General features: G+C 37.8%; 15 protein-coding genes. 14 read left to right on the forward strand and 1 reads right to left on the reverse strand.

Translation table 11 applies throughout. The annotated features are described in order from the left end of the window. Nucleotides 1-31: 31 nt before the first annotated feature. The 13 genes from KO509_RS15845 to lpxC all read left to right on the forward strand — a co-directional run bounded on the left by KO509_RS15845 (nucleotide 32) and on the right by lpxC (nucleotide 17,072). Nucleotides 32-1,798, forward strand: a complete 1,767-nt coding sequence (locus KO509_RS15845; protein WP_215974236.1) for a penicillin-binding transpeptidase domain-containing protein — start codon at nucleotides 32-34, stop codon at nucleotides 1,796-1,798. Further along, entirely contained in the window at nucleotides 1,791-3,416 is a 1,626-nt protein-coding gene (locus tag KO509_RS15850) for a UDP-N-acetylmuramoyl-L-alanyl-D-glutamate--2,6-diaminopimelate ligase (protein ID WP_215974237.1), read from the forward strand. Before KO509_RS15845 ends, KO509_RS15850 begins: the two co-directional genes overlap by 8 nt. Then, complete coding sequence (gene murF, locus KO509_RS15855; RefSeq protein WP_215974238.1) at nucleotides 3,413-4,939, forward strand: UDP-N-acetylmuramoyl-tripeptide--D-alanyl-D-alanine ligase; 1,527 nt, start codon at nucleotides 3,413-3,415, stop codon at nucleotides 4,937-4,939. Before KO509_RS15850 ends, murF begins: the two co-directional genes overlap by 4 nt. Continuing rightward, nucleotides 4,939-6,018: a phospho-N-acetylmuramoyl-pentapeptide-transferase gene (gene mraY, locus KO509_RS15860; RefSeq protein WP_215974239.1), complete on the forward strand. Its 1,080-nt coding sequence runs from the start codon at nucleotides 4,939-4,941 to the stop codon at nucleotides 6,016-6,018. The genes murF and mraY overlap by 1 nt, the downstream gene beginning before the upstream one ends. A gap of 57 nt (nucleotides 6,019-6,075) precedes the next feature. Continuing rightward, complete coding sequence (murD, locus tag KO509_RS15865) at nucleotides 6,076-7,533, forward strand: UDP-N-acetylmuramoyl-L-alanine--D-glutamate ligase (protein WP_215974240.1); 1,458 nt, start codon at nucleotides 6,076-6,078, stop codon at nucleotides 7,531-7,533. After that, a complete protein-coding gene (gene ftsW / locus KO509_RS15870) occupies nucleotides 7,530-8,813 on the forward strand; it encodes a cell division protein FtsW (RefSeq protein WP_215974241.1) in 1,284 nt (427 codons plus the stop codon). The genes murD and ftsW overlap by 4 nt, the downstream gene beginning before the upstream one ends. Continuing rightward, nucleotides 8,803-9,978, forward strand: coding sequence for an undecaprenyldiphospho-muramoylpentapeptide beta-N-acetylglucosaminyltransferase (gene murG / locus KO509_RS15875; RefSeq protein ID WP_215974242.1), 1,176 nt, complete (start codon nucleotides 8,803-8,805; stop codon nucleotides 9,976-9,978). Before ftsW ends, murG begins: the two co-directional genes overlap by 11 nt. Nucleotides 9,979-9,998: 20 nt before the next feature. After that, nucleotides 9,999-11,447 carry a UDP-N-acetylmuramate--L-alanine ligase gene (murC, locus tag KO509_RS15880; protein ID WP_215974243.1) on the forward strand — a complete coding sequence of 483 codons (1,449 nt, stop codon included), beginning with the start codon at nucleotides 9,999-10,001 and terminating at the stop codon, nucleotides 11,445-11,447. Beyond that, nucleotides 11,448-12,389, forward strand: a complete 942-nt coding sequence (locus KO509_RS15885) for a D-alanine--D-alanine ligase (protein WP_215974244.1) — start codon at nucleotides 11,448-11,450, stop codon at nucleotides 12,387-12,389. It abuts the gene before it with no gap. Nucleotides 12,390-12,418: 29 nt separating this feature from the next. Next, the gene (locus KO509_RS15890; protein WP_215974245.1) at nucleotides 12,419-13,351 is read left to right on the forward strand and encodes a cell division protein FtsQ/DivIB; all 933 of its coding nucleotides are present in this window, start codon (nucleotides 12,419-12,421) and stop codon (nucleotides 13,349-13,351) included. After that, nucleotides 13,344-14,579, forward strand: a complete 1,236-nt coding sequence (gene ftsA / locus KO509_RS15895) for a cell division protein FtsA (protein ID WP_215974246.1) — start codon at nucleotides 13,344-13,346, stop codon at nucleotides 14,577-14,579. Before KO509_RS15890 ends, ftsA begins: the two co-directional genes overlap by 8 nt. An 83-nt stretch (nucleotides 14,580-14,662) precedes the next feature. Further along, the gene (gene ftsZ / locus KO509_RS15900; RefSeq protein WP_215974247.1) at nucleotides 14,663-15,826 is read left to right on the forward strand and encodes a cell division protein FtsZ; all 1,164 of its coding nucleotides are present in this window, start codon (nucleotides 14,663-14,665) and stop codon (nucleotides 15,824-15,826) included. A gap of 325 nt (nucleotides 15,827-16,151) precedes the next feature. After that, the gene (gene lpxC, locus KO509_RS15905) at nucleotides 16,152-17,072 is read left to right on the forward strand and encodes a UDP-3-O-acyl-N-acetylglucosamine deacetylase (RefSeq protein ID WP_215974306.1); all 921 of its coding nucleotides are present in this window, start codon (nucleotides 16,152-16,154) and stop codon (nucleotides 17,070-17,072) included. A 167-nt stretch (nucleotides 17,073-17,239) separates the two neighbouring features. Here lpxC and KO509_RS15910 read toward each other — a convergent pair whose 3' ends face one another. Continuing rightward, nucleotides 17,240-17,776: a DciA family protein gene (locus tag KO509_RS15910; RefSeq protein ID WP_215974248.1), complete on the reverse strand. Its 537-nt coding sequence runs from the start codon at nucleotides 17,774-17,776 to the stop codon at nucleotides 17,240-17,242. A gap of 85 nt (nucleotides 17,777-17,861) precedes the next feature. Between KO509_RS15910 and KO509_RS15915 the strand changes: the two genes are divergently transcribed. Continuing rightward, the gene (locus KO509_RS15915; protein ID WP_252727646.1) at nucleotides 17,862-18,626 is read left to right on the forward strand and encodes a peptidoglycan DD-metalloendopeptidase family protein; all 765 of its coding nucleotides are present in this window, start codon (nucleotides 17,862-17,864) and stop codon (nucleotides 18,624-18,626) included. Nucleotides 18,627-18,744 lie beyond the last annotated feature (118 nt).

The raw sequence follows: 18,744 nt of genomic DNA on the forward strand, positions 1-18,744 counted from the left end.
AAAGAAAACAACCATTAAGCACGTTAGTTAAATGAATAAAAAAGTAAATAACCGCAGTAGTCAACCTACAACAACAGCATGGCGTTATTACGTTGTGATAGGTGTTGTTGTCTTGATTTATAGTGGATTACTAGCGCGTAGTGCTTATATTCAGGTTATCGAACCCGATATGTTAAAAAAGCAGGGTGATATGCGTTCTATGCGTGTTGCTGCTAATACGGTACAACGAGGCACCATTGTTGATAGAAACGGTGATAAATTAGCGATTAGTGTGCCAGTAGAAACGGTGTGGGCTGATCCTAAAATTATTATGGATAACAATGCTTTGTCAATGAAAGAGCATTGGCAAGCCCTTGCTGATGTTTTGGGACAAGATGTTAAAGAGCTTACCTCGCGTGTTGCTGGTAGTTCGAGTAAGCGATTTGTTTATTTAGAACGAAAAATTTCTCCAGCAATGGCGACATATATTCGTGAATTAAAAATACCAGGCATTTATTTACGTAAAGAGTCAAAGCGTTTTTACCCTACAGGTGAAATCAGCGCTCATATAGTTGGTTTTACAAATATTGACGATAAAGGCATTGAAGGTATTGAGCGCGTATATGATGAAGTTTTAACGGGTAAAGGCGGTAATAAGCGTTTTAGAAAAGATGCTTCTGGCAGGAAAATTGAAATACTGTCAGTAGAAAAAGCACAAGCAGCGCAAAATGTTAAATTAACTATTGACCAACGTATTCAAGCGATAGCCTATAAAGAGTTAAAAGGCGCAGTACAGGCATTTAAAGCAACTTCAGGCTCTGTGGTGGTGGTTGATATTCATACAGGTGAAATACTAGCGTTAACTAATAGCCCCTCATATAACCCAAATAATCGTAGTAATACGGCAATTCATCGCTTTAGAAATCGTGCAATCACCGATGTTTATGAGCCTGGCTCTACCATGAAGCCATTAACAGTGTTAACCGCATTAGAGTTTGGCTCTGCGAATACTAAAACTATTATAGATACTAGCCCAGGCTGGATGCGTCTAGGTGGTAGACGTGTTAATGATCCTATTGATAGAGGAAAGCTTTCGGTTGAAGATATTTTAGTTACTTCATCAAATATGGGCACGACTAAGTTAGCTCTTTCTGTGCCTAAAAATTTCTTATTAGATAAGTTTTTTGATGCCGGGTTTGCTGATAGTACTGGTACCAATTTAGTGGGTGAAAGCTCAGGTATGATGCATGACAGGCAACGTTGGTCAAAGTTTGAATTGGCAACTTTATCTTGGGGATATGGTTTAGCAATTACACCGTTACAGCTAGCCCGATTTTATGCAACTTTAGCTAATGGCGGTATTAAGCGTGAGTTATCACTGGTTCAAAGAAATGATCAACCAAAAGGTGAACGGGTCTTTTCTGAAAAAAATTCATTAGCCGTGACTCAAATGCTCGAAAAGGTCGTAGATAAACATGTACAAAAAGCAAAAGTTGAAGGTTACCGTGTCGGTGGTAAAACAGGAACTTCCTTTAAAGCTGTCGCTGGTGGGTATGGTAATGATTATGTTGGATTATTTGCAGGCGTTGCGCCTATTAGTAATCCACAAATAGTTGTTGTCGTGGTCATCAATGATCCAGGTGGAGATTTGTATCACGGTGGTGAAGTAGCTGCGCCAGTATTTTCGCGAGTAATGCAAGGTGCATTACGTGTTTTAAATGTTGCTCCTGATGCTGATGATAAATTAGCGTTAAGACAAGGATCTATAACAAGCGAAGCTCAGCCAAATATTTTGTATAGGGAGGCTAATGATGTCTAATTTATCAATCAATAAGCCTTCAACTGCTTTTATCAAACAAGTATTACAAGACTTTTCTATTGTTTTACCTACACAGTTAAACTTTGATGGTGACCAAGGTCATTTAACAAATGATAGCCGCATGATAAGTTGTGGTGATATTTTTTGTGCCATTATTGGTTATGCTCAAGATGGTCGTCAGTATATTGAGCAAGCTATTAAACGTGGTGCCAAGCTAGTTTTATCGGAATGTGAAACTGAAGAAGAGCACGGTAATAGTTATTTTAGTGAATCAACTAATAAGCAAGTAGCGATTATTAGTTTTTATCAGCTTAATAAAAAGCTTTTCGCACTAGCGAGTGCCTATTATCAGTCACCTGAAAAAAGCATGACTATGATTGGTATTACCGGTACAAACGGGAAAACCAGTATTAGTCAACTGTTAGGACAAGCGCTAACAAATTGTCACAAACCTTGTGGTGTTATAGGCACAAATGGCGCTGGCATGGTTGATAATTTAGAAGTATTAGATAATACCACGCCTAGTGCTACAGATTTAATGCAATTATTCTTCCGTTTTAGCCACAATGACATTAGCCCCAAAAAGCTAAATGATGAGTGCATTACTCATATTGCTATGGAAGTTTCCTCTCATGCGCTTGAGCAAGGCAGAGTAACCGGAAATACCTTTGATATAGCTATTTTTACTAATTTAAGCCGTGATCATTTAGATTATCATGGCACTATGGCTGCTTACGCTGCCGCTAAAAGACAGCTATTTACCCCGAATGAAAAACAAATTGCAGTATTAAATGGTGATGATGAACAAACGCAACGTTGGTTAGCTAATTGGCCCACGAGTGAAAACTTATCGCTGTATAATACTTGGCTTTATGGTCGTAGTAAAAATATACGCCAACACGCAAAGTTTGTAACTTGTCAAAATATTAAACACCATCATCAAGGTGTTGATTTTACTTTGTGTACACACCTTGGCGATATTGACATACATAGCCCGTTACTAGGTGACTTCAATATTGACAACTTACTCGCCGTGATTGCTGTGATGTTAATTGAAGACGTGTCGTTAACTGCTATAGCCGCGCAAGTTAAAGTATTAAAACCTATTTCTGGACGGATGGAAGCTTTTTCATCTACTTATGCTCCATCACCTACCGCTGTGGTTGATTATGCACATACCCCTGATGCATTAGAGAAAGCATTAATAGCATGTCGACAGCATTGTGACGGTAATCTATTTGTTGTTTTTGGCTGTGGAGGTGATCGAGATAAAGGTAAACGACCACTAATGGCGCAAGCGGCGCAAACATATGCTGACCAGTTAATTGTTACTAATGATAATCCGCGTACTGAACAGCCCATGAACATTATTGATGATGTACTTGCTGGGCTTAATGAACAGTGCAAAGTACAGGTAATTGTTGATAGAAAAGAAGCAGTGTTAGCAACATTAGCAAAAGCACAAGCAAATGATGTGGTGCTATTAGCGGGTAAAGGCCATGAAGATTATATTATTTTAGGGTGTGAAAAAATTGATTATAACGAACGCGATATTGTGAAAAATTTCTTTGCAAATTATCACAGTGCAGACTCTTCAGTAGTTGGTGAATTACAATGATTAGCATAGCATTATCTACATTTTCGACCGCAATAAATGGCGATTTAATTTGCGATGATTCGATGAAGATGCTTGAAGTTAATAATGTTGTGACAGATTCTCGAGAATTTAAATTACAGCAGACTGCCGAGAAGCAGAGTGCATTTTTAGCACTCAAAGGACCCAATTTTGATGGTCATCTTTTTGTACAGCAAGTGATTGACTATGGTTGCCAAGTTTTAGTGGTAGATCACAAGATTGAGAATATTGATAGCAATAAAGTAGCTCAAATTATTGTTGATGATACACGTATCGCACTTGGAAAAATTGGTGCTTATGTTAAGCAACAAGTAGCACCAAAAACTATTGGTATAACAGGCAGTAGTGGTAAAACGACAGTAAAAGAAATGATTGCGGCCATTTTATCTCGTTTAGGTAATGTTTTAGCAACGAATGGCAATTTCAACAATGATATTGGCGTACCACTGACTTTATTGCGTTTAGAAGATAAACATGCGTTTGCTGTAATTGAAATGGGTGCTAATCACATGGGGGAAATCGCCTATACCACAGAATTAGTCAAGCCTGATGTCGCGATGATTAACAACATTGCTGCTGCCCACTTAGAAGGTTTTGGTGATTTATGTGGGGTTGCTCGTGCTAAAGGTGAGATTTTTTCAGGCTTACCTAGTAACGGTGTTGCGTTATATAACCATGCGAGTAAATACACTGATAAATGGCAGTGGCGTTTAACTGACAAGCAAGTACGCACTTTCTCATGTACCCGAGTTAGTGATGATAAAACAAGCTCTCAGGCAGATTGTTATAGTGAAAACGCATCGTTAGACGAGAATGGTTGTGCAAGTTTTGATTTACAAAGCTCCCTTGGACAATGTGTTATTAAGTTGCCCATTCCTGGAAAACATAATGTGTGTAATGCCGTAGCAGCAGCAGCAGTCGCGATTGAATGCGGTGCAACATTGAAAGATATTCAACTGGGTTTAGCTGATATGGCGCCGGTAAAAGGACGTTTAAATGTTCATCATTTAGCTAAAACAAAAGTGAGTAACGAAATTAGGCTGATTGATGACACATATAATGCCAATGTCGATTCGATTAAAGCGGCAGTGGCTTTACTTGCCAGTTATTCAGGAAAAAGAATTTTGGTGTTAGGTGATATGGGTGAGTTAGGTAGCGATGCTGCTAGTTATCATCAAGAAATTGGTGAATATGCTCAAAATCAAGGAATTGATGTTTTATTAACATTAGGTGTTTTAAGTAAAAATACGCGCGATGCTTTTGCAATGAATAATACAGCAATTAGTGAACATTTTGATAATAAAGATACCCTTAACGCCTATTTGGCGAATCTATTAGAAAATGAGAGCAATACCGATCAAAAAAACAAAGTATTAGTTAAAGGCTCACGTAGTGCGCATATGGAAAATGTTGTGGAAGATATTCTTAACTGGCATGCAAAGCAACAACAAGATCAAATTTTAAATGAAAGTACACTTAGCTCACACAAAAAGGATAATGCTTAATGTTACATTGGTTAGCGGAATATTTAACTCAGTATTATAGTGTGTTTCATGTTTTTTCATATTTAACATTTCGTGCCATTATTAGCACGTTAACTGCGTTATTTATTTCCTTGTATTTTGGTCCTAAATTGATTCGCTATTTGCAAAAAATGCAAATAGGTCAAACTGTTCGTGATGATGGTCCTGAAAGTCATCTATCAAAATCAGGCACACCAACCATGGGGGGGATACTTATTCTCGCTGCGATTGTGGTTAGTATTTTATTATGGGCAAACCTGAGCAATATTTATGTTTGGGTTGTGTTATTTGTGGTTGTAAGCTTTGGTCTTATTGGTTTTGTTGATGACTATCGTAAAGTTGTTCGTAAAGATTCTAATGGCTTAATTGCTAAGTGGAAGTATTTTTGGCAGACAGTTGCCGGGTTAACGACAGCAATATTTTTATATCAAATATCTCACCCTGATCAAACTTTTTTACTGATACCTTTCATTAAAGATGTCATGCCTCAATTAGGTATCTTTTATATTGTAATGACTTATTTCGTTATTGTTGGAACCAGTAATGCCGTCAATCTAACCGATGGATTAGATGGATTAGCGATAGTACCCACCATTATGGTTGCCGGTGCTTTTGCTTTTTTCGCTTACGTTACGGGCAACGTAAACTTTGCTGGTTATTTGAATATTCCTTATATAGCGATGACCTCTGAACTTGTTATTGTTTGTACCGCTATTGTCGGTGCCGGACTAGGTTTTTTGTGGTTTAACACTTATCCAGCACAAGTCTTTATGGGAGATGTTGGTTCTTTAGCACTTGGTGCAGCATTAGGGGTAATAGCAGTATTAGTCAGACAAGAATTAGTATTATTTATTATGGGTGGTGTGTTTGTTATGGAAACTGTTTCTGTAATCTTACAGGTTGGGTCATATAAAATGCGCGGACAACGAATATTTCGTATGGCACCTATTCATCATCATTACGAATTAAAAGGCTGGCCAGAGCCAAGAGTGATTGTGCGCTTCTGGATTATTTCATTTATTTTAGTGTTGGTTGGATTGGCAACATTAAAATTAAGATAACTAGCGTGCGATAAACAACTTAAAATATTTAAATATCAACACAACTAGAGACAGAGAATGGCATTGTTATCAGACATGAAACATAAACAAATATTAGTACTGGGTGCAGGTATCACAGGGTTATCCTGTGCTCGCTACCTTAGCGCTCTAGGTTTGTGTTTTGCTGTTAATGACTCACGTGCAAACCCATTTTCTGGAGATTATACCGAACAGCAATTTTCTCAAGATTTTCCTACCGCTAGTTTATATCTAGGTAAGTGGCAAACTGACTTAATTACCAGTGCAGATATCATTTTAATCAGCCCTGGCATTGATAGTGTTGCTAATAATATTGCTCAATATATTAGTGCGAATTGTCAGGTGATGGGTGACGTCGAATTATTCTGTCAATTGAATCAAGAATACGGTCTTGAAGAAGATAATAAACCAATTGATATTTTAGCATTAACAGGCTCAAACGGTAAATCCACCGTGGTTTCATTACTTGCCTATTTAGCTAATTGTTTGGGAATTAAAGCACAACTTGGTGGAAATATAGGTCAGCCAGTATTAGATATATTTACCGATAAAATAGTGAGTACTAGCTTTTCAAAAAACAATGCGTTACCTGAATTTTTAATTCTAGAGTTATCAAGTTTCCAACTGGAAACGCTTACCAGTATGAAAGCCATTGCCACGAGTGTTTTAAACGTAAGTGATGATCATCTTGATCGACATCAAACAATGGAAAATTATATACGGATTAAGCAAAGTATCTACCACCAAGGTAAGGTAGCGATTATTAATCGTGACGATGCCACAACAAATACACCTAATCCATCACAACCAACAATTTCAATTGGTAGTGATGCTCCAGCTGAAAATCAGTTTGGGGTTACTGTTGAAAACAGCAAAGCCTACTTAGCTTTTGGCAAGCAAAATTTGATTGCATTAGAAGAACTTCCTTTAGCTGGAATGCATAATGCACTCAATTATTTAACCGCGTTAGCCTTTGGTTATTGTGCGGGTTGGTCATTGACTAAGCTTGTTGATAATTTAGCTGGTTTCACTGGTTTAGCACATCGATGTCAACGTATTAAGACTCAAGACAATATCACGTGGATTAATGACTCTAAAGCGACAAATGTAGGTGCGACACTTGCGGCAATTAATGGCTTGGCACAAACGTTGAGTTCAGAAAACGATACAAAACCGCGCTTGATTCTTATTGCTGGTGGTGATGGTAAAGGTGCTGATTTTACACCTTTATCTGCACCTTTAGCACAATATGTTAGCCAAGTGATTACTTTAGGTAAAGATGGCGATAGTATTGCTAACATCGTTACTAATCAGGCCAATGTCAGTAAAGTTGTAAGTTTGCAAGAAGCGGTTCAAGTCGCTAATGCGTATGCTAAAGCAGGTGATGTTGTTCTACTTTCACCTGCCTGTGCTAGTTTAGATATGTTTAAGAGTTTTGTTGACCGTGGTGAACAGTTTATGGCAGCGGTTACTCAGCTAGCAAAGGAGGGCTTATGAAAGGCGCTTCAATAGACTTAGATAATACTGAAAAAACCGCTAGATTCTCTATTTTGTCAGATATTACTGCGAATATTAGTAGTAATGTCATGAAAGTTTTTAATAGTGAGTCTACGCCACAACAAGGGATGGTTTTTGACCGAAGTTTTGTTGTTATAGCACTTTTAATGTACATGATCGGATTAATTATGGTGGCAAGCTCATCTATGCTTGTCGCTGAGCGACTTTTTAATAATCCATTTCATTTTGTTATTCGTCATAGCATTTATATTGTACTGAGCTTAGGTATTGCCGCTGTTGCTTTACAAATACCCATGTCGTGGTGGCAAAAAAATAGCAGTTATTTATTAATCTTTGGCATTGTGCTGTTAGTGGCAGTACTGCTTGTTGGTCGTTCTGTAAATGGTTCAACACGTTGGATTGCCTTAGGCCCTATTACACTGCAAGCGGCAGAGCCAGCTAAACTATTTTTCTTTTGTTATTTGGCTGCTTATTTAGTGCGTCGTCGTGATCAAGTTATGGAAGATTGGAGAGGCTTTGCTAAGCCCTTAGTCGTTTTTGCTGTATTGGCGGGCTTAATATTAAGACAACCTGACTTGGGTACCATTATTGTGATGTTTGTCACAACCTTCGGTTTATTATTTTTAGCTGGTGCAAAGCTTTGGCAATTCGTAAGTTTAGCTTCGGTAGGCTTATTACTGTTAACATTGTTAGCAATATTTGAACCTTATCGCTGGCGTCGAATTACAAGCTTTTTAGATCCTTGGCAAGACCCTTTTGGTAGCGGTTATCAATTAACACAATCTTTAATGGCTTATGGGCGAGGAGAGGTTTTTGGTCAAGGTTTAGGAAATAGTATTCAAAAATTAGAATACTTACCTGAAGCTCATACCGATTTTGTTATGGCCGTTTTAGCCGAAGAATTTGGTTTCTTTGGGGTTACGGTTATTTTGCTACTTAGTATGACATTAGTATGTAAAGCACTTGTTTTAGGAAAGAAAGCTTTAGTTAAAGAGAAGTTTTTTGAAGCCTTTTTTGCTTACGCAATTGGTATTTGGATGTGCTTTCAGGCTGCGGTTAATATTGGAGCGAGTGCGGGTATAGTTCCTACTAAAGGCTTAACGATGCCACTCATTAGTTATGGTGGCAGCTCTATGATCATTATGACTCTGGCTGTGGTTATTTTAATTCGTATTGATCATGAATTGAGAATGCAGAGTATTCAAGCGACTTCTTCAAAAAGAAAAACAAAAAAGCTAGGAGGCGATAATGAAAACTAACGTGTATTCTAGTTTGAAAAAAAAGCCTACTTTGTTGGTCATGGCGGGTGGTACAGGAGGGCATATATTTCCTGGTCTTGCAGTTGCTGAAAAATTAAAAAATGAAGGTTGGGCTATTCATTGGTTAGGTACATCTGATCGTATGGAAGCGCAAATTGTGCCTGCTAGTGGTTTTGAAATATCATTTATTACGATTAGTGGCTTACGTAATAAAAAGTTGATCACGTGGTTAAAGCTGCCATTTAAACTCATGAACTCTTTATTGCAGGCTTTACGTGTTATTCGAAAAGTTAAACCTGATGTGGTACTAGGCATGGGTGGTTATGCTAGTGGTCCTGGAGGATTAGCTGCGTGGTTAATGAATAAGCCGCTAGTTTTACATGAGCAAAACGCAGCTGCGGGGTTAACAAATCGTTTATTAGCACGAATTGCTACTAAAGTTTGCTGTGCATTTCCGAATGCCTTTAAACAAGGAGTAACAGCACAAGTTGTTGGTAACCCACTTAGAGCAAGCATTGGTAATAAGGCGACTAAAAATAAAAATGAAGAAACAGTTAAAAGTAGCCACAACATTTTAGTTGTTGGTGGCAGTTTAGGTGCTCAAGTATTAAATGAAATTGTACCAATAAGCTTTGAAAAATTAGTGAATATTGGTGATAAAAATCACAATAAAAGTAGCGCAATAAACGATATCCACAAGGAGACATTATTGCCTTTTAATATTTGGCACCAAACGGGTAAAGGAAAAAAAGACAATGTTATCAATAGCTATAACCAACAGAGTTTAGCTGATGGCAAGGTAAAAGTGACTGAGTTTATTGATGATATGGCGAGTGCTTACCAATGGGCAGATATTGTGATTTGTCGAGCGGGTGCTTTAACTGTATCTGAATTAGCGATGGCTGCAAAGCCGTCCATCCTTGTGCCATTACCTCATGCTGTTGATGATCATCAAACCAAAAACGCTCAATATTTAGTGTCTCGTGAGGCAGGTATTTTGATTAAGCAGAATGAATTAACCAATGAGATGCTAACTACACAATTAAATGAGCTATTTAGTGATCCGCAAATTTTGCAAAAAATGGCAAAATCAGCCTTTGCTGCTGCGGATGCCGATGCAACGAATAAAGTCGCGAGTATTTGTCAGCAACTCGCAGCTGCTTAGAACAGAATATGAGTAATTATATGAGCCCAAAAGTAATGAGTAAGAATAAAATGAATGTACCTGAAATGCGTCGAGTTAAACGTATCCATTTTGTTGGTATTGGCGGCGCAGGTATGGGCGGCATTGCTGAAGTACTGCTAAATGAAGGGTATCAAATATCAGGCTCTGATATTGGCGAAAATCAAGTCGTAAAACGTTTACTTGCTCTTGGAGCAACGATCACCATAGGCCATGCAAGTAAAAATGTTGAAGAGGCAAGTGTCATTGTTGTTTCAACTGCAATAGAAAAAAACAATCCAGAGTTACTTGCAGCTAAAGCACTACGTATTCCTGTTGTTCGCCGCGCAGAAATGCTCGCTGAGCTTATGCGTTTTCGACATGGTATTGCCATTGCAGGTACGCATGGAAAAACGACAACAACAAGTTTGATTGCTAGTATTTTTGCGCAAGGACAGTTAGATCCTACGTTTGTTATTGGTGGTTTACTTAATAGTGCCGGCACTAATGCTCGTTTGGGCAGTAGTCGTTACTTAGTGGCTGAAGCCGATGAAAGTGATGCATCATTTTTGCATTTACAGCCGATGGTTTCGGTGATCACCAATATTGATGCGGATCATATGGAGACTTATCAAGGTGATTTTGAAAAATTAAAAGACACCTACATTGAGTTTTTACATAACTTGCCATTTTATGGTTTAGCTGTGGTTTGTATTGATAACCCGGTTGTGCGTGAATTATTACCACGTATTAGTCGCCAAGTTATTACTTATGGTTTTTCTGAAGATGCAGATATTCGTGCAGCAAATTATCAACAAGATGGTAGCGTTAGTTACTTTACTGTTGAGATAGATGGCCAACCTCCGCTTGATATGAGTGTAAATTTACCTGGCCAGCATAATGTATTAAATGCACTTGCAGGTGTTGCCGTTGCCAAAGATGAAGGTATTGATGATGAGTCTATTTGTAAAGCGCTAACTGAGTTTGCAGGTATAGGGCGTCGTTTTGAGCAACTTGCTAGCTTAACAACACCAGCAGGAAATATGGTGCTTGTTGATGATTATGGTCATCACCCAAGTGAGGTTAAAGCAACTATATTGGCAATGAGAACCGGTTGGCCAAATAAACGTTTAGTTATGATTTTTCAGCCACATCGTTATTCAAGAACCCGTGATTTATACGAAGACTTTGTTGAAGTTTTATCCGAAGTTGACTGTTTGTTTTTACTTGATGTTTATGCTGCTGGCGAAACTCCTGTTGCCACAGCAGATAGTAAAAGCTTAGCTCGTTCTATTCGTCAACGTGGGCAAATTGAACCAGTTTACGTGAGTGATGTAGAGATGCTTCCTGAATTATTGTTAGCACAGTTAAAAGATGACGATATGGTGATAACTCAGGGGGCAGGTAGTATTGGTACGGTTGCGAGAGACTTATCAAACAACCCTTTGTTAGTAACAGAAGAGACAAAGTAAATGAATACTGTAGCCGTGAAAGAATCGATCAAAAAAGACGTCATTGCTGTGCTTTATGGTGGTAACTCGGCAGAGCGAGAAGTTTCTCTTAAATCAGGAGCAGCTGTTGCTCAAGGATTAAAAAAAGCAGGTTTTAATGTGGTATTAATTGATACCAAATACACGCTGTTAACAGAGTTAGTCACGCAGGATATTAAGCGAGTGTTTATCGCCTTACATGGTCGAGGGGGAGAAGATGGTTGTTTACAAGGGGCATTAGAGTACTTAGGTATTGCTTACACAGGATCGAATGTTTTAGGCTCTGCTTTATCAATGGATAAAGTCCGTAGTAAGCAAATATTTAAAGCATCTAACATACCAACAGCACCCTTTGCCGTTGTTACTAAGGCAGAGTTTACGTCACTTGATGTTGAGCAACAGCTTAAAGATTTAGGTGGGAAAGTGATGGTAAAACCTGCTCATGAAGGCTCAAGTATTGGGATGGCAATGGCTGATTCTCCAGAAAAATTACATAACGCATTAATCGAAGCTTTTAGTTTTGATGGCGACGTATTGTTAGAAGCCTGGATTGATGGACCTGAATATACCGTGGCAATTTTAGGCGATGAAGCGTTACCTGCTATTCATATGGAAACTCCACGGGAGTTTTATGATTATAAAGCAAAATATCAATCTAATAGTACGCAATATCATTGTCCATGTGGGCTACCAGAAGCAGAAGAAGAAGTAATTAAAGCACTATCATTACAAGCCTTTAAATCAACAGGTGCTAGTGGCTGGGGACGTGTTGATTTAATGAAAGACAGTGCAGGTAATTGGCAAATATTAGAAGTAAATACGGTACCAGGTATGACAGAAACATCGTTAGTCCCTAAAGCGGCAAAAGTGCATGGTATAGGTTTTAGTGATTTGGTTGAACGTATAGTAAATATAAGCTTGTAAACACCGTATTATTGGAAATAGGTAACTAAATGAACGATAAGCAGTTAACACCGGAAAATCAAAAAACTATCGCTTTTGGCGTAGGTTTGGCGTTTTTCGTGTGCGTACTTATTGGCTTATTTAGTTTAGGTTGGTGGTTATCAGAAGTTTTTATTGAGCGAGAACGTTCACCGGTAAATTCTATTGTGATTATGGGGGAGATGCCATATACCCAACGTACCGAAGTATTAGAGTCGATGAGTAACATTGATTTAGGCAACTTTTTTCAAGTTGATGTTAATGAAATACAATCTCAAGTATCTAAATTACCGTGGGTTTATTCAGTTGCAGTAAGAAAACAATGGCCTAATGAGGTGAGAATATATGTTGTTGATCAAACCCCTATTGCGCTCTGGAATGGTGATTTTATATTAAATAAATTTGGTAAAGCGTTTCAAGCAGAGCAAAAGGCTATTAAACAAACATTACCTCAATTTTTTGGTCCTGAAGGAAGCGAATTATTAGCATTACAGAATTTTAACAATTTGAATGATTTATTAGAGTACAGAGACTTAGCGATTGATGAATTAATACTTGGTGAGCGTTTCTCATGGCAACTTACCTTAAACAACGGTATCAGGCTGAATTTAGGTCGTGAAGAGAGGGTGAAGCGGGTACAAAGGTTTATGGATGTATATCCTTTAATCAACGAACACTTACTTGAGCAAAATAAAAGCAAAAAAGAGTTAAAACAAGCGGTTGATTATATCGATTTACGTTATGATACCGGGCTGGCTGTTGGTTGGAAGGAAAAAGACGATTTGTCATCGAGTATTAGTGTTGAAAAGCAGCAAAGAAAAAGCCGTATTGGAATGCTTAAAAAGCATGTGCTGCAAGAGTCTATGGTTCCAATTTATAAGTTTCGAGATGATTTATTTAGCCGTAATAAGCTACACACAGAAGAGTTGACCCTGAATGTCTAAAATTACAGAAAGAAATTTAGTTGTTGGACTAGATATAGGCACATCTAAAATATCCGTCGCGGTTGGTGAAATTACTCCCGACAACCAATTAAGTATTGTTGGTGTTGGTAATCAACCTGCACGTGGTATGGATAAAGGTGGTGTTAATGACTTGAACTTAGTGATTCAGTCAATTCAGAGAGCGATAAATGAAGCTGAGCTGATGGCCGATTGTCAAATTAGCTCAATTTATTTAGATATTTCTGGAAAACATATTAGTTGTCAAAACGAAAATGGCATGGTGCCAATTAATGACAAAGAAGTGGTTCAAGAAGATGTCGACAACGTAATTCATACCGCTCGCAGTGTGCCTATTTCGGCAGAACGTCGTATGTTACATGTGTTACCGCAAGAGTATAGTATAGATTGTCAGGACGGTATTAAAAGTCCTATTGGTATGTCTGGTGTGCGAATGGAAGCCAAAGTACATATCATTACTTGTGCGAATGACATGGCTAAAAATTTGGTAAAATGTGTTGAGCGTTGTAATTTAACTGCTGATCAACTGATATTTTCAGCATTAGCTTCTAGCTATTCAATACTTACCGATGATGAAAAAGAATTAGGTATCTGTGTCGTTGATATGGGGGCAGGTACTATGGATATATCAATATTCACGGGTGGCGCATTACGCCATACGGCAGTTATTCCTGTAGCAGGAAATCAAGTCACTAGTGATATTGCTAAAATTTTTAGAACACCATTGAGTCATGCAGAAGATATTAAAGTGCAATATGCCTGTGCATTAAGGCACTTAGTTAGTATGGAAGAAAGTATAGATGTACCAAGCGTTGGTGGTCGTCCAGCACGAACTATGTCTCGCCATACATTATCGGAAGTTGTAGAGCCAAGATACCAAGAATTATTCGAACTCATTCAAGATGAAGTACGTGAAGCTGGTTTAGAAGACCAAATTGCAGCGGGTTATGTATTAACCGGCGGCACATCGAAAATGGAAGGGGTAGAAGAGTTTGCTGAAGAAGTTTTTCAAATGCCAGTGCGTATTGCTTCACCAATAGCAGTTCAAGGGTTGAAAGAATATGTAGATGACCCAACTTATGCCACAGTTGTAGGTTTACTGCATTATGGTATGAAAGCTCATGAATCGGGCTTAAAGGAAAATAATAAATCAGAAGGGGTGACCGGAGCATGGTCACGTTTTTGTTCATGGTTTAAAGGTGAGTTTTAAGTAATTTAATAATCGCCTGCACAGAAGTTGTTTTGTAAGTCAGAATTTTTCTGACTAATTTAGAAGAAAACGGAGAGAGAAAAATGTTTGAATTAATGGAAGATCATAATGAAGAAGCGGTGATTAAAGTCATCGGAGTTGGTGGTGGTGGTGGTAATGCTGTAGAGCATATGGTTTGCCAAACCATTGAAGGTGTTGAATTTATAACTGCGAATACTGATTCACAAGCGCTACGTAATTCATCTGCCGACGTTACCTTACAATTAGGTAATGATGTCACTAAAGGTTTAGGCGCAGGCGCTAACCCTAATATTGGTCGACAGGCTGCTGAGGAAGATCGTGAGACCATCATGGAAACCTTAAAGGGTGCAGATATGATCTTTATCGCCGCTGGTATGGGTGGTGGTACAGGTACTGGTGCTGCGCCAGTTGTAGCTGAAATTGCTAAAGAAATGGGAATATTAACGGTTGCGGTAGTAACTAAACCTTTCCCATTTGAAGGCAAAAAACGCATGAACTATGCTGATCAAGGTATAGAGGCATTATCTAAAAGCGTTGATTCACTTATCACCATTCCTAATGAGAAATTATTAAAAGTATTAGGCCCTGGTACAAGTTTATTAGATGCTTTCAAAGCCGCAAATAATGTTTTATTAGGTGCTGTGCAAGGTATTGCTGAATTAATTACTCGTCCTGGCTTAATTAACGTGGATTTTGCCGATGTACGTACAGTAATGTCAGAAATGGGAACCGCTATGATGGGCTCTGGTATTGCATCTGGTGAAGATAGAGCTGAAGAAGCAGCAGAAGCCGCTATTTCAAGCCCATTACTTGAAGATGTAGACTTAGCTGGTGCTCGCGGTATTTTAGTGAACATTACTGCGGGTATGGACATCAGTATTGATGAATTTGAAACCGTTGGTAATGCAGTAAAAGCTTTTGCTAGTGAAAATGCTACGGTTGTAGTTGGTGCTGTAATTGACCCTGATATGACAGAAGAGTTACGTGTAACAGTAGTTGCTACAGGTATTGGTGCAGAGGTTAAGCCAGATATCACTTTAGTGAATCCGACACCTATGGTTGAGCAAAGAGTTGTTGGCTCTGATTATGCGCCATCAGCAGCACCACAAGCAGAAGTTGCTGCGGAAACAATTACTATGACTGACAGCAATGCACAAAAAGTAGCGCATGCAGATTTGGATAATTATCTGGATATACCTGCATTTTTGCGTAAACAGGCAGACTAGTATTAAACAACACTAGTTAATTTATAAATAATTACAGCACTAACTATCCAAGGATGACTAGTTTTTGCGATTGTTATTTAGATTAATTACTGAAGTTAAACTGCGTGTGTAAATAACGAATAATCAATGATTTTTGAATTTATTGCTTTTTTTTGTTATATTATGTGCCCGCCGAATTAGGTGGCGTGTTCTGTGTTGTTGCTCTTTAGCAAGTTATCTTAATAAGAGGCTCTTAGTAAGACTCTTTTATAAGATGCTGCGTTAGTGCATAGGCAAATTAATGCGCAAGCAATACATAAGTGAAAACAGCAAAATCGAGGCTAATATGATTAAGCAACGTACATTAAAAACAAGCGTTTCAACCGTAGGTGTTGGATTACATAAAGGTGAAAAGGTGCAGGTTACTCTCCGTCCTGCTCCCGCTAACACTGGCATTGTATTCCGTCGTGTTGATCTTGACCCTGTGGTTGATATAAAAGCAACACCTGATGCCGTTGGTGAAACAACCTTGTGTACTTGTTTAGTTAACGAGCAACAAGTTAAAGTATCTACTGTTGAACATTTATTGTCAGCAGTTGCTGGATTAGGTATTGATAACTTAATTATTGATGTTGATGCACCTGAAATTCCAATTATGGATGGCAGTGCCTTACCTTTTGTTTATTTAATTCAATCTGTCGGTATTGAAACACAAAATGCTGCTAAGCGATTCCTTAGAATCAAAAAAGCGATACGCGTTGAAGAGGGAGATAAATGGGCTGAATTGCTACCTTATGAAGGTTTTAAAGTTAATTTTGCTATTGAATTTAATCACCCTGTTATTGCAAATACTTGTCAAACAATGAGTATGGATTTTTCTAGTTGCTCTTTTATCAAAGAAATTAGTCGCGCTCGTACTTTTGGCTTTATGAAAGATATTGAGTTTCTCCGATCTCATAATCTTGCATTAGGCGGTAGCTTAGAAAATGCAATTGTTCTTGATGAATATCGTATGCTTAACAAAAATGAATTACGTTACGATGATGAGTTTGTAAAACATAAAATACTTGATGCAATTGGTGATCTTTATATGGGAAGTGCCAGTATATTAGGTGAGCTAAATGCCTTTAAATCAGGCCACGGTTTAAATAATATGTTACTTAGAGAAGTCTTTAAGCAACAAGATGCGTGGGAATGGGTAACTTATGAAGATGATAAGCTAACCTCACCAATAGAATATCAGGAAATTAACGCGACTGCTTTTTAGTGTTAATTCACAGACGATTATTATAAGTCAAATACAAAAAACCGAGTAGATCCTCGGTTTTTTATTGCTTGTTATTCTTATTGATAGTCATGCTTAATTATGTCGTCTTTCTCTTTATATCCGGCTGCTTAATATTACATAGATAATAGCGTTAATTTGACTTCAGGTTATTTATTGCTCATTACATTTGCAGCCAGTCTTTCTAATGTTTCCTTTAGTCCTTTAGGTGCATTTTTAGCAATTTTTAATAAATTTTCAGCAGTGGCGGTCGACATACTTTGTACAGAGCCTTTTTTTTCTGAAAAAGAGCGGTTTTTTATTGAGTTAGTTTGAATTGAGCTGCTTTCAAGCGTATTCTGTTGATATGTGCCTTGATTTGGTATTTGTCGATGGCCTTGAGGATTCACTTTGATTTCTATGTGTGAAAATTTCCCTTGGGTTTGTATCATCAGTTGATTGCAAATAGTATTACGTTCAAATTGTAATCTTTGTCCCCAAACAGGTGATTTAACTTCAATAATTAATGTTGTATGTACAAAATTAGCAATATTAAACGCATCTTCTGGCAGGTCAGGGCATATTTGACGTACAATATCCGACAATAAGCCCAAAGAGTTGGTTTTTGATTTAATTTGTGCCAAAGTGCCTGTCGTCGAATTAAATAACGTAGACATGTCTTTAGGGGCTTTTGGTCTTCGTGCCATAGTTATACCGTAAATAATTAATCTACTTTAATGATTAATTAAGCTTGAAAGTTAAATATAAGTGATAAAGTATTAAGAAACATCTATGAGTTTAACACTACTATACCGTGGAAAGAATGTAAGATTTTCAATGCGCTTAAATAAGTTGTATTGGTTTTCTGTTGTGTTGGCTTTTGCACTATTTTCTACGGCTATTGTTTACTTGATATTATCAAGAAGTGAAGAGTCAAATTACAACACGGGTTATTTAACGAGTCATGATCTAACGATACCTTCTAATTATTTGAAAAAAATAGTACTTAAAAAGCAACAGATTACGGTACTGACCATAAAGCTTGCTGAGCTAAAAAGTCATGTTTTACGTTCGGTTTTTTTAGGTGAGCGTTTAGCCAAAAGTGTTCATATACCTGAACAAGAATCTAGTTTTGACAAATTGGCTGCACATGTTGGACCGTCATTAACCACTGGCGATGTCAACCAAAAATCTTTTGGCCAATTGCTGGTTGAAATAGCACAATTAGAAAATTTATTAGCGCATCAAGAAAATAAGGTGGAAATGCTTGAATCTTTGACTTTGGGTCTCCATATAGAAAATACACGTTATTTTTCTGGTCGACCTATTACAAAAGGTTGGTTATCTTCATATCATGGTGTGCGTAAAGAGCCTTTTAATGGAAGAGCGGCCATACATAAAGGAATTGACTTTGCCGGTAAAGAAGATGGCGATATCATTAGTACCGCATCGGACGTTGTTAGTTGGGCAGATGAAATACATGGTTATTTAATTGCAATTAACCATGGAGATGCGTTGAAAACACGTTATGCTCACAACAAAAATATACATTGTTAATGTTAATTATGAAATTTTGCATAACGATAAACAAATTGATCCGTTAAAATTTGTATATCGTAAAGCCGGTAATAAAAAACAAGTGTAGCTAGCGCTGATAATTCGGTATAACTACAAT

Origin of the sequence: Colwellia sp. C2M11 (assembly GCF_018860915.1) — a bacterium.
Lineage (GTDB): Bacteria > Pseudomonadota > Gammaproteobacteria > Enterobacterales > Alteromonadaceae > Colwellia.

Coding starts and splice junctions, on each gene's coding strand:
- KO509_RS15845 (WP_215974236.1), top strand. CDS start 32: ATGAATAAAAAAGTAAATAACCGCAGTAGTCAACCTACAACAACAGCA.
- KO509_RS15850 (WP_215974237.1), top strand. CDS start 1,791: ATGTCTAATTTATCAATCAATAAGCCTTCAACTGCTTTTATCAAACAA.
- murF (WP_215974238.1), top strand. CDS start 3,413: ATGATTAGCATAGCATTATCTACATTTTCGACCGCAATAAATGGCGAT.
- mraY (WP_215974239.1), top strand. CDS start 4,939: ATGTTACATTGGTTAGCGGAATATTTAACTCAGTATTATAGTGTGTTT.
- murD (WP_215974240.1), top strand. CDS start 6,076: ATGGCATTGTTATCAGACATGAAACATAAACAAATATTAGTACTGGGT.
- ftsW (WP_215974241.1), top strand. CDS start 7,530: ATGAAAGGCGCTTCAATAGACTTAGATAATACTGAAAAAACCGCTAGA.
- murG (WP_215974242.1), top strand. CDS start 8,803: ATGAAAACTAACGTGTATTCTAGTTTGAAAAAAAAGCCTACTTTGTTG.
- murC (WP_215974243.1), top strand. CDS start 9,999: ATGAGCCCAAAAGTAATGAGTAAGAATAAAATGAATGTACCTGAAATG.
- KO509_RS15885 (WP_215974244.1), top strand. CDS start 11,448: ATGAATACTGTAGCCGTGAAAGAATCGATCAAAAAAGACGTCATTGCT.
- KO509_RS15890 (WP_215974245.1), top strand. CDS start 12,419: ATGAACGATAAGCAGTTAACACCGGAAAATCAAAAAACTATCGCTTTT.
- ftsA (WP_215974246.1), top strand. CDS start 13,344: ATGTCTAAAATTACAGAAAGAAATTTAGTTGTTGGACTAGATATAGGC.
- ftsZ (WP_215974247.1), top strand. CDS start 14,663: ATGTTTGAATTAATGGAAGATCATAATGAAGAAGCGGTGATTAAAGTC.
- lpxC (WP_215974306.1), top strand. CDS start 16,152: ATGATTAAGCAACGTACATTAAAAACAAGCGTTTCAACCGTAGGTGTT.
- KO509_RS15910 (WP_215974248.1), bottom strand. CDS start 17,776: ATGGCACGAAGACCAAAAGCCCCTAAAGACATGTCTACGTTATTTAAT.
- KO509_RS15915 (WP_252727646.1), top strand. CDS start 17,862: ATGAGTTTAACACTACTATACCGTGGAAAGAATGTAAGATTTTCAATG.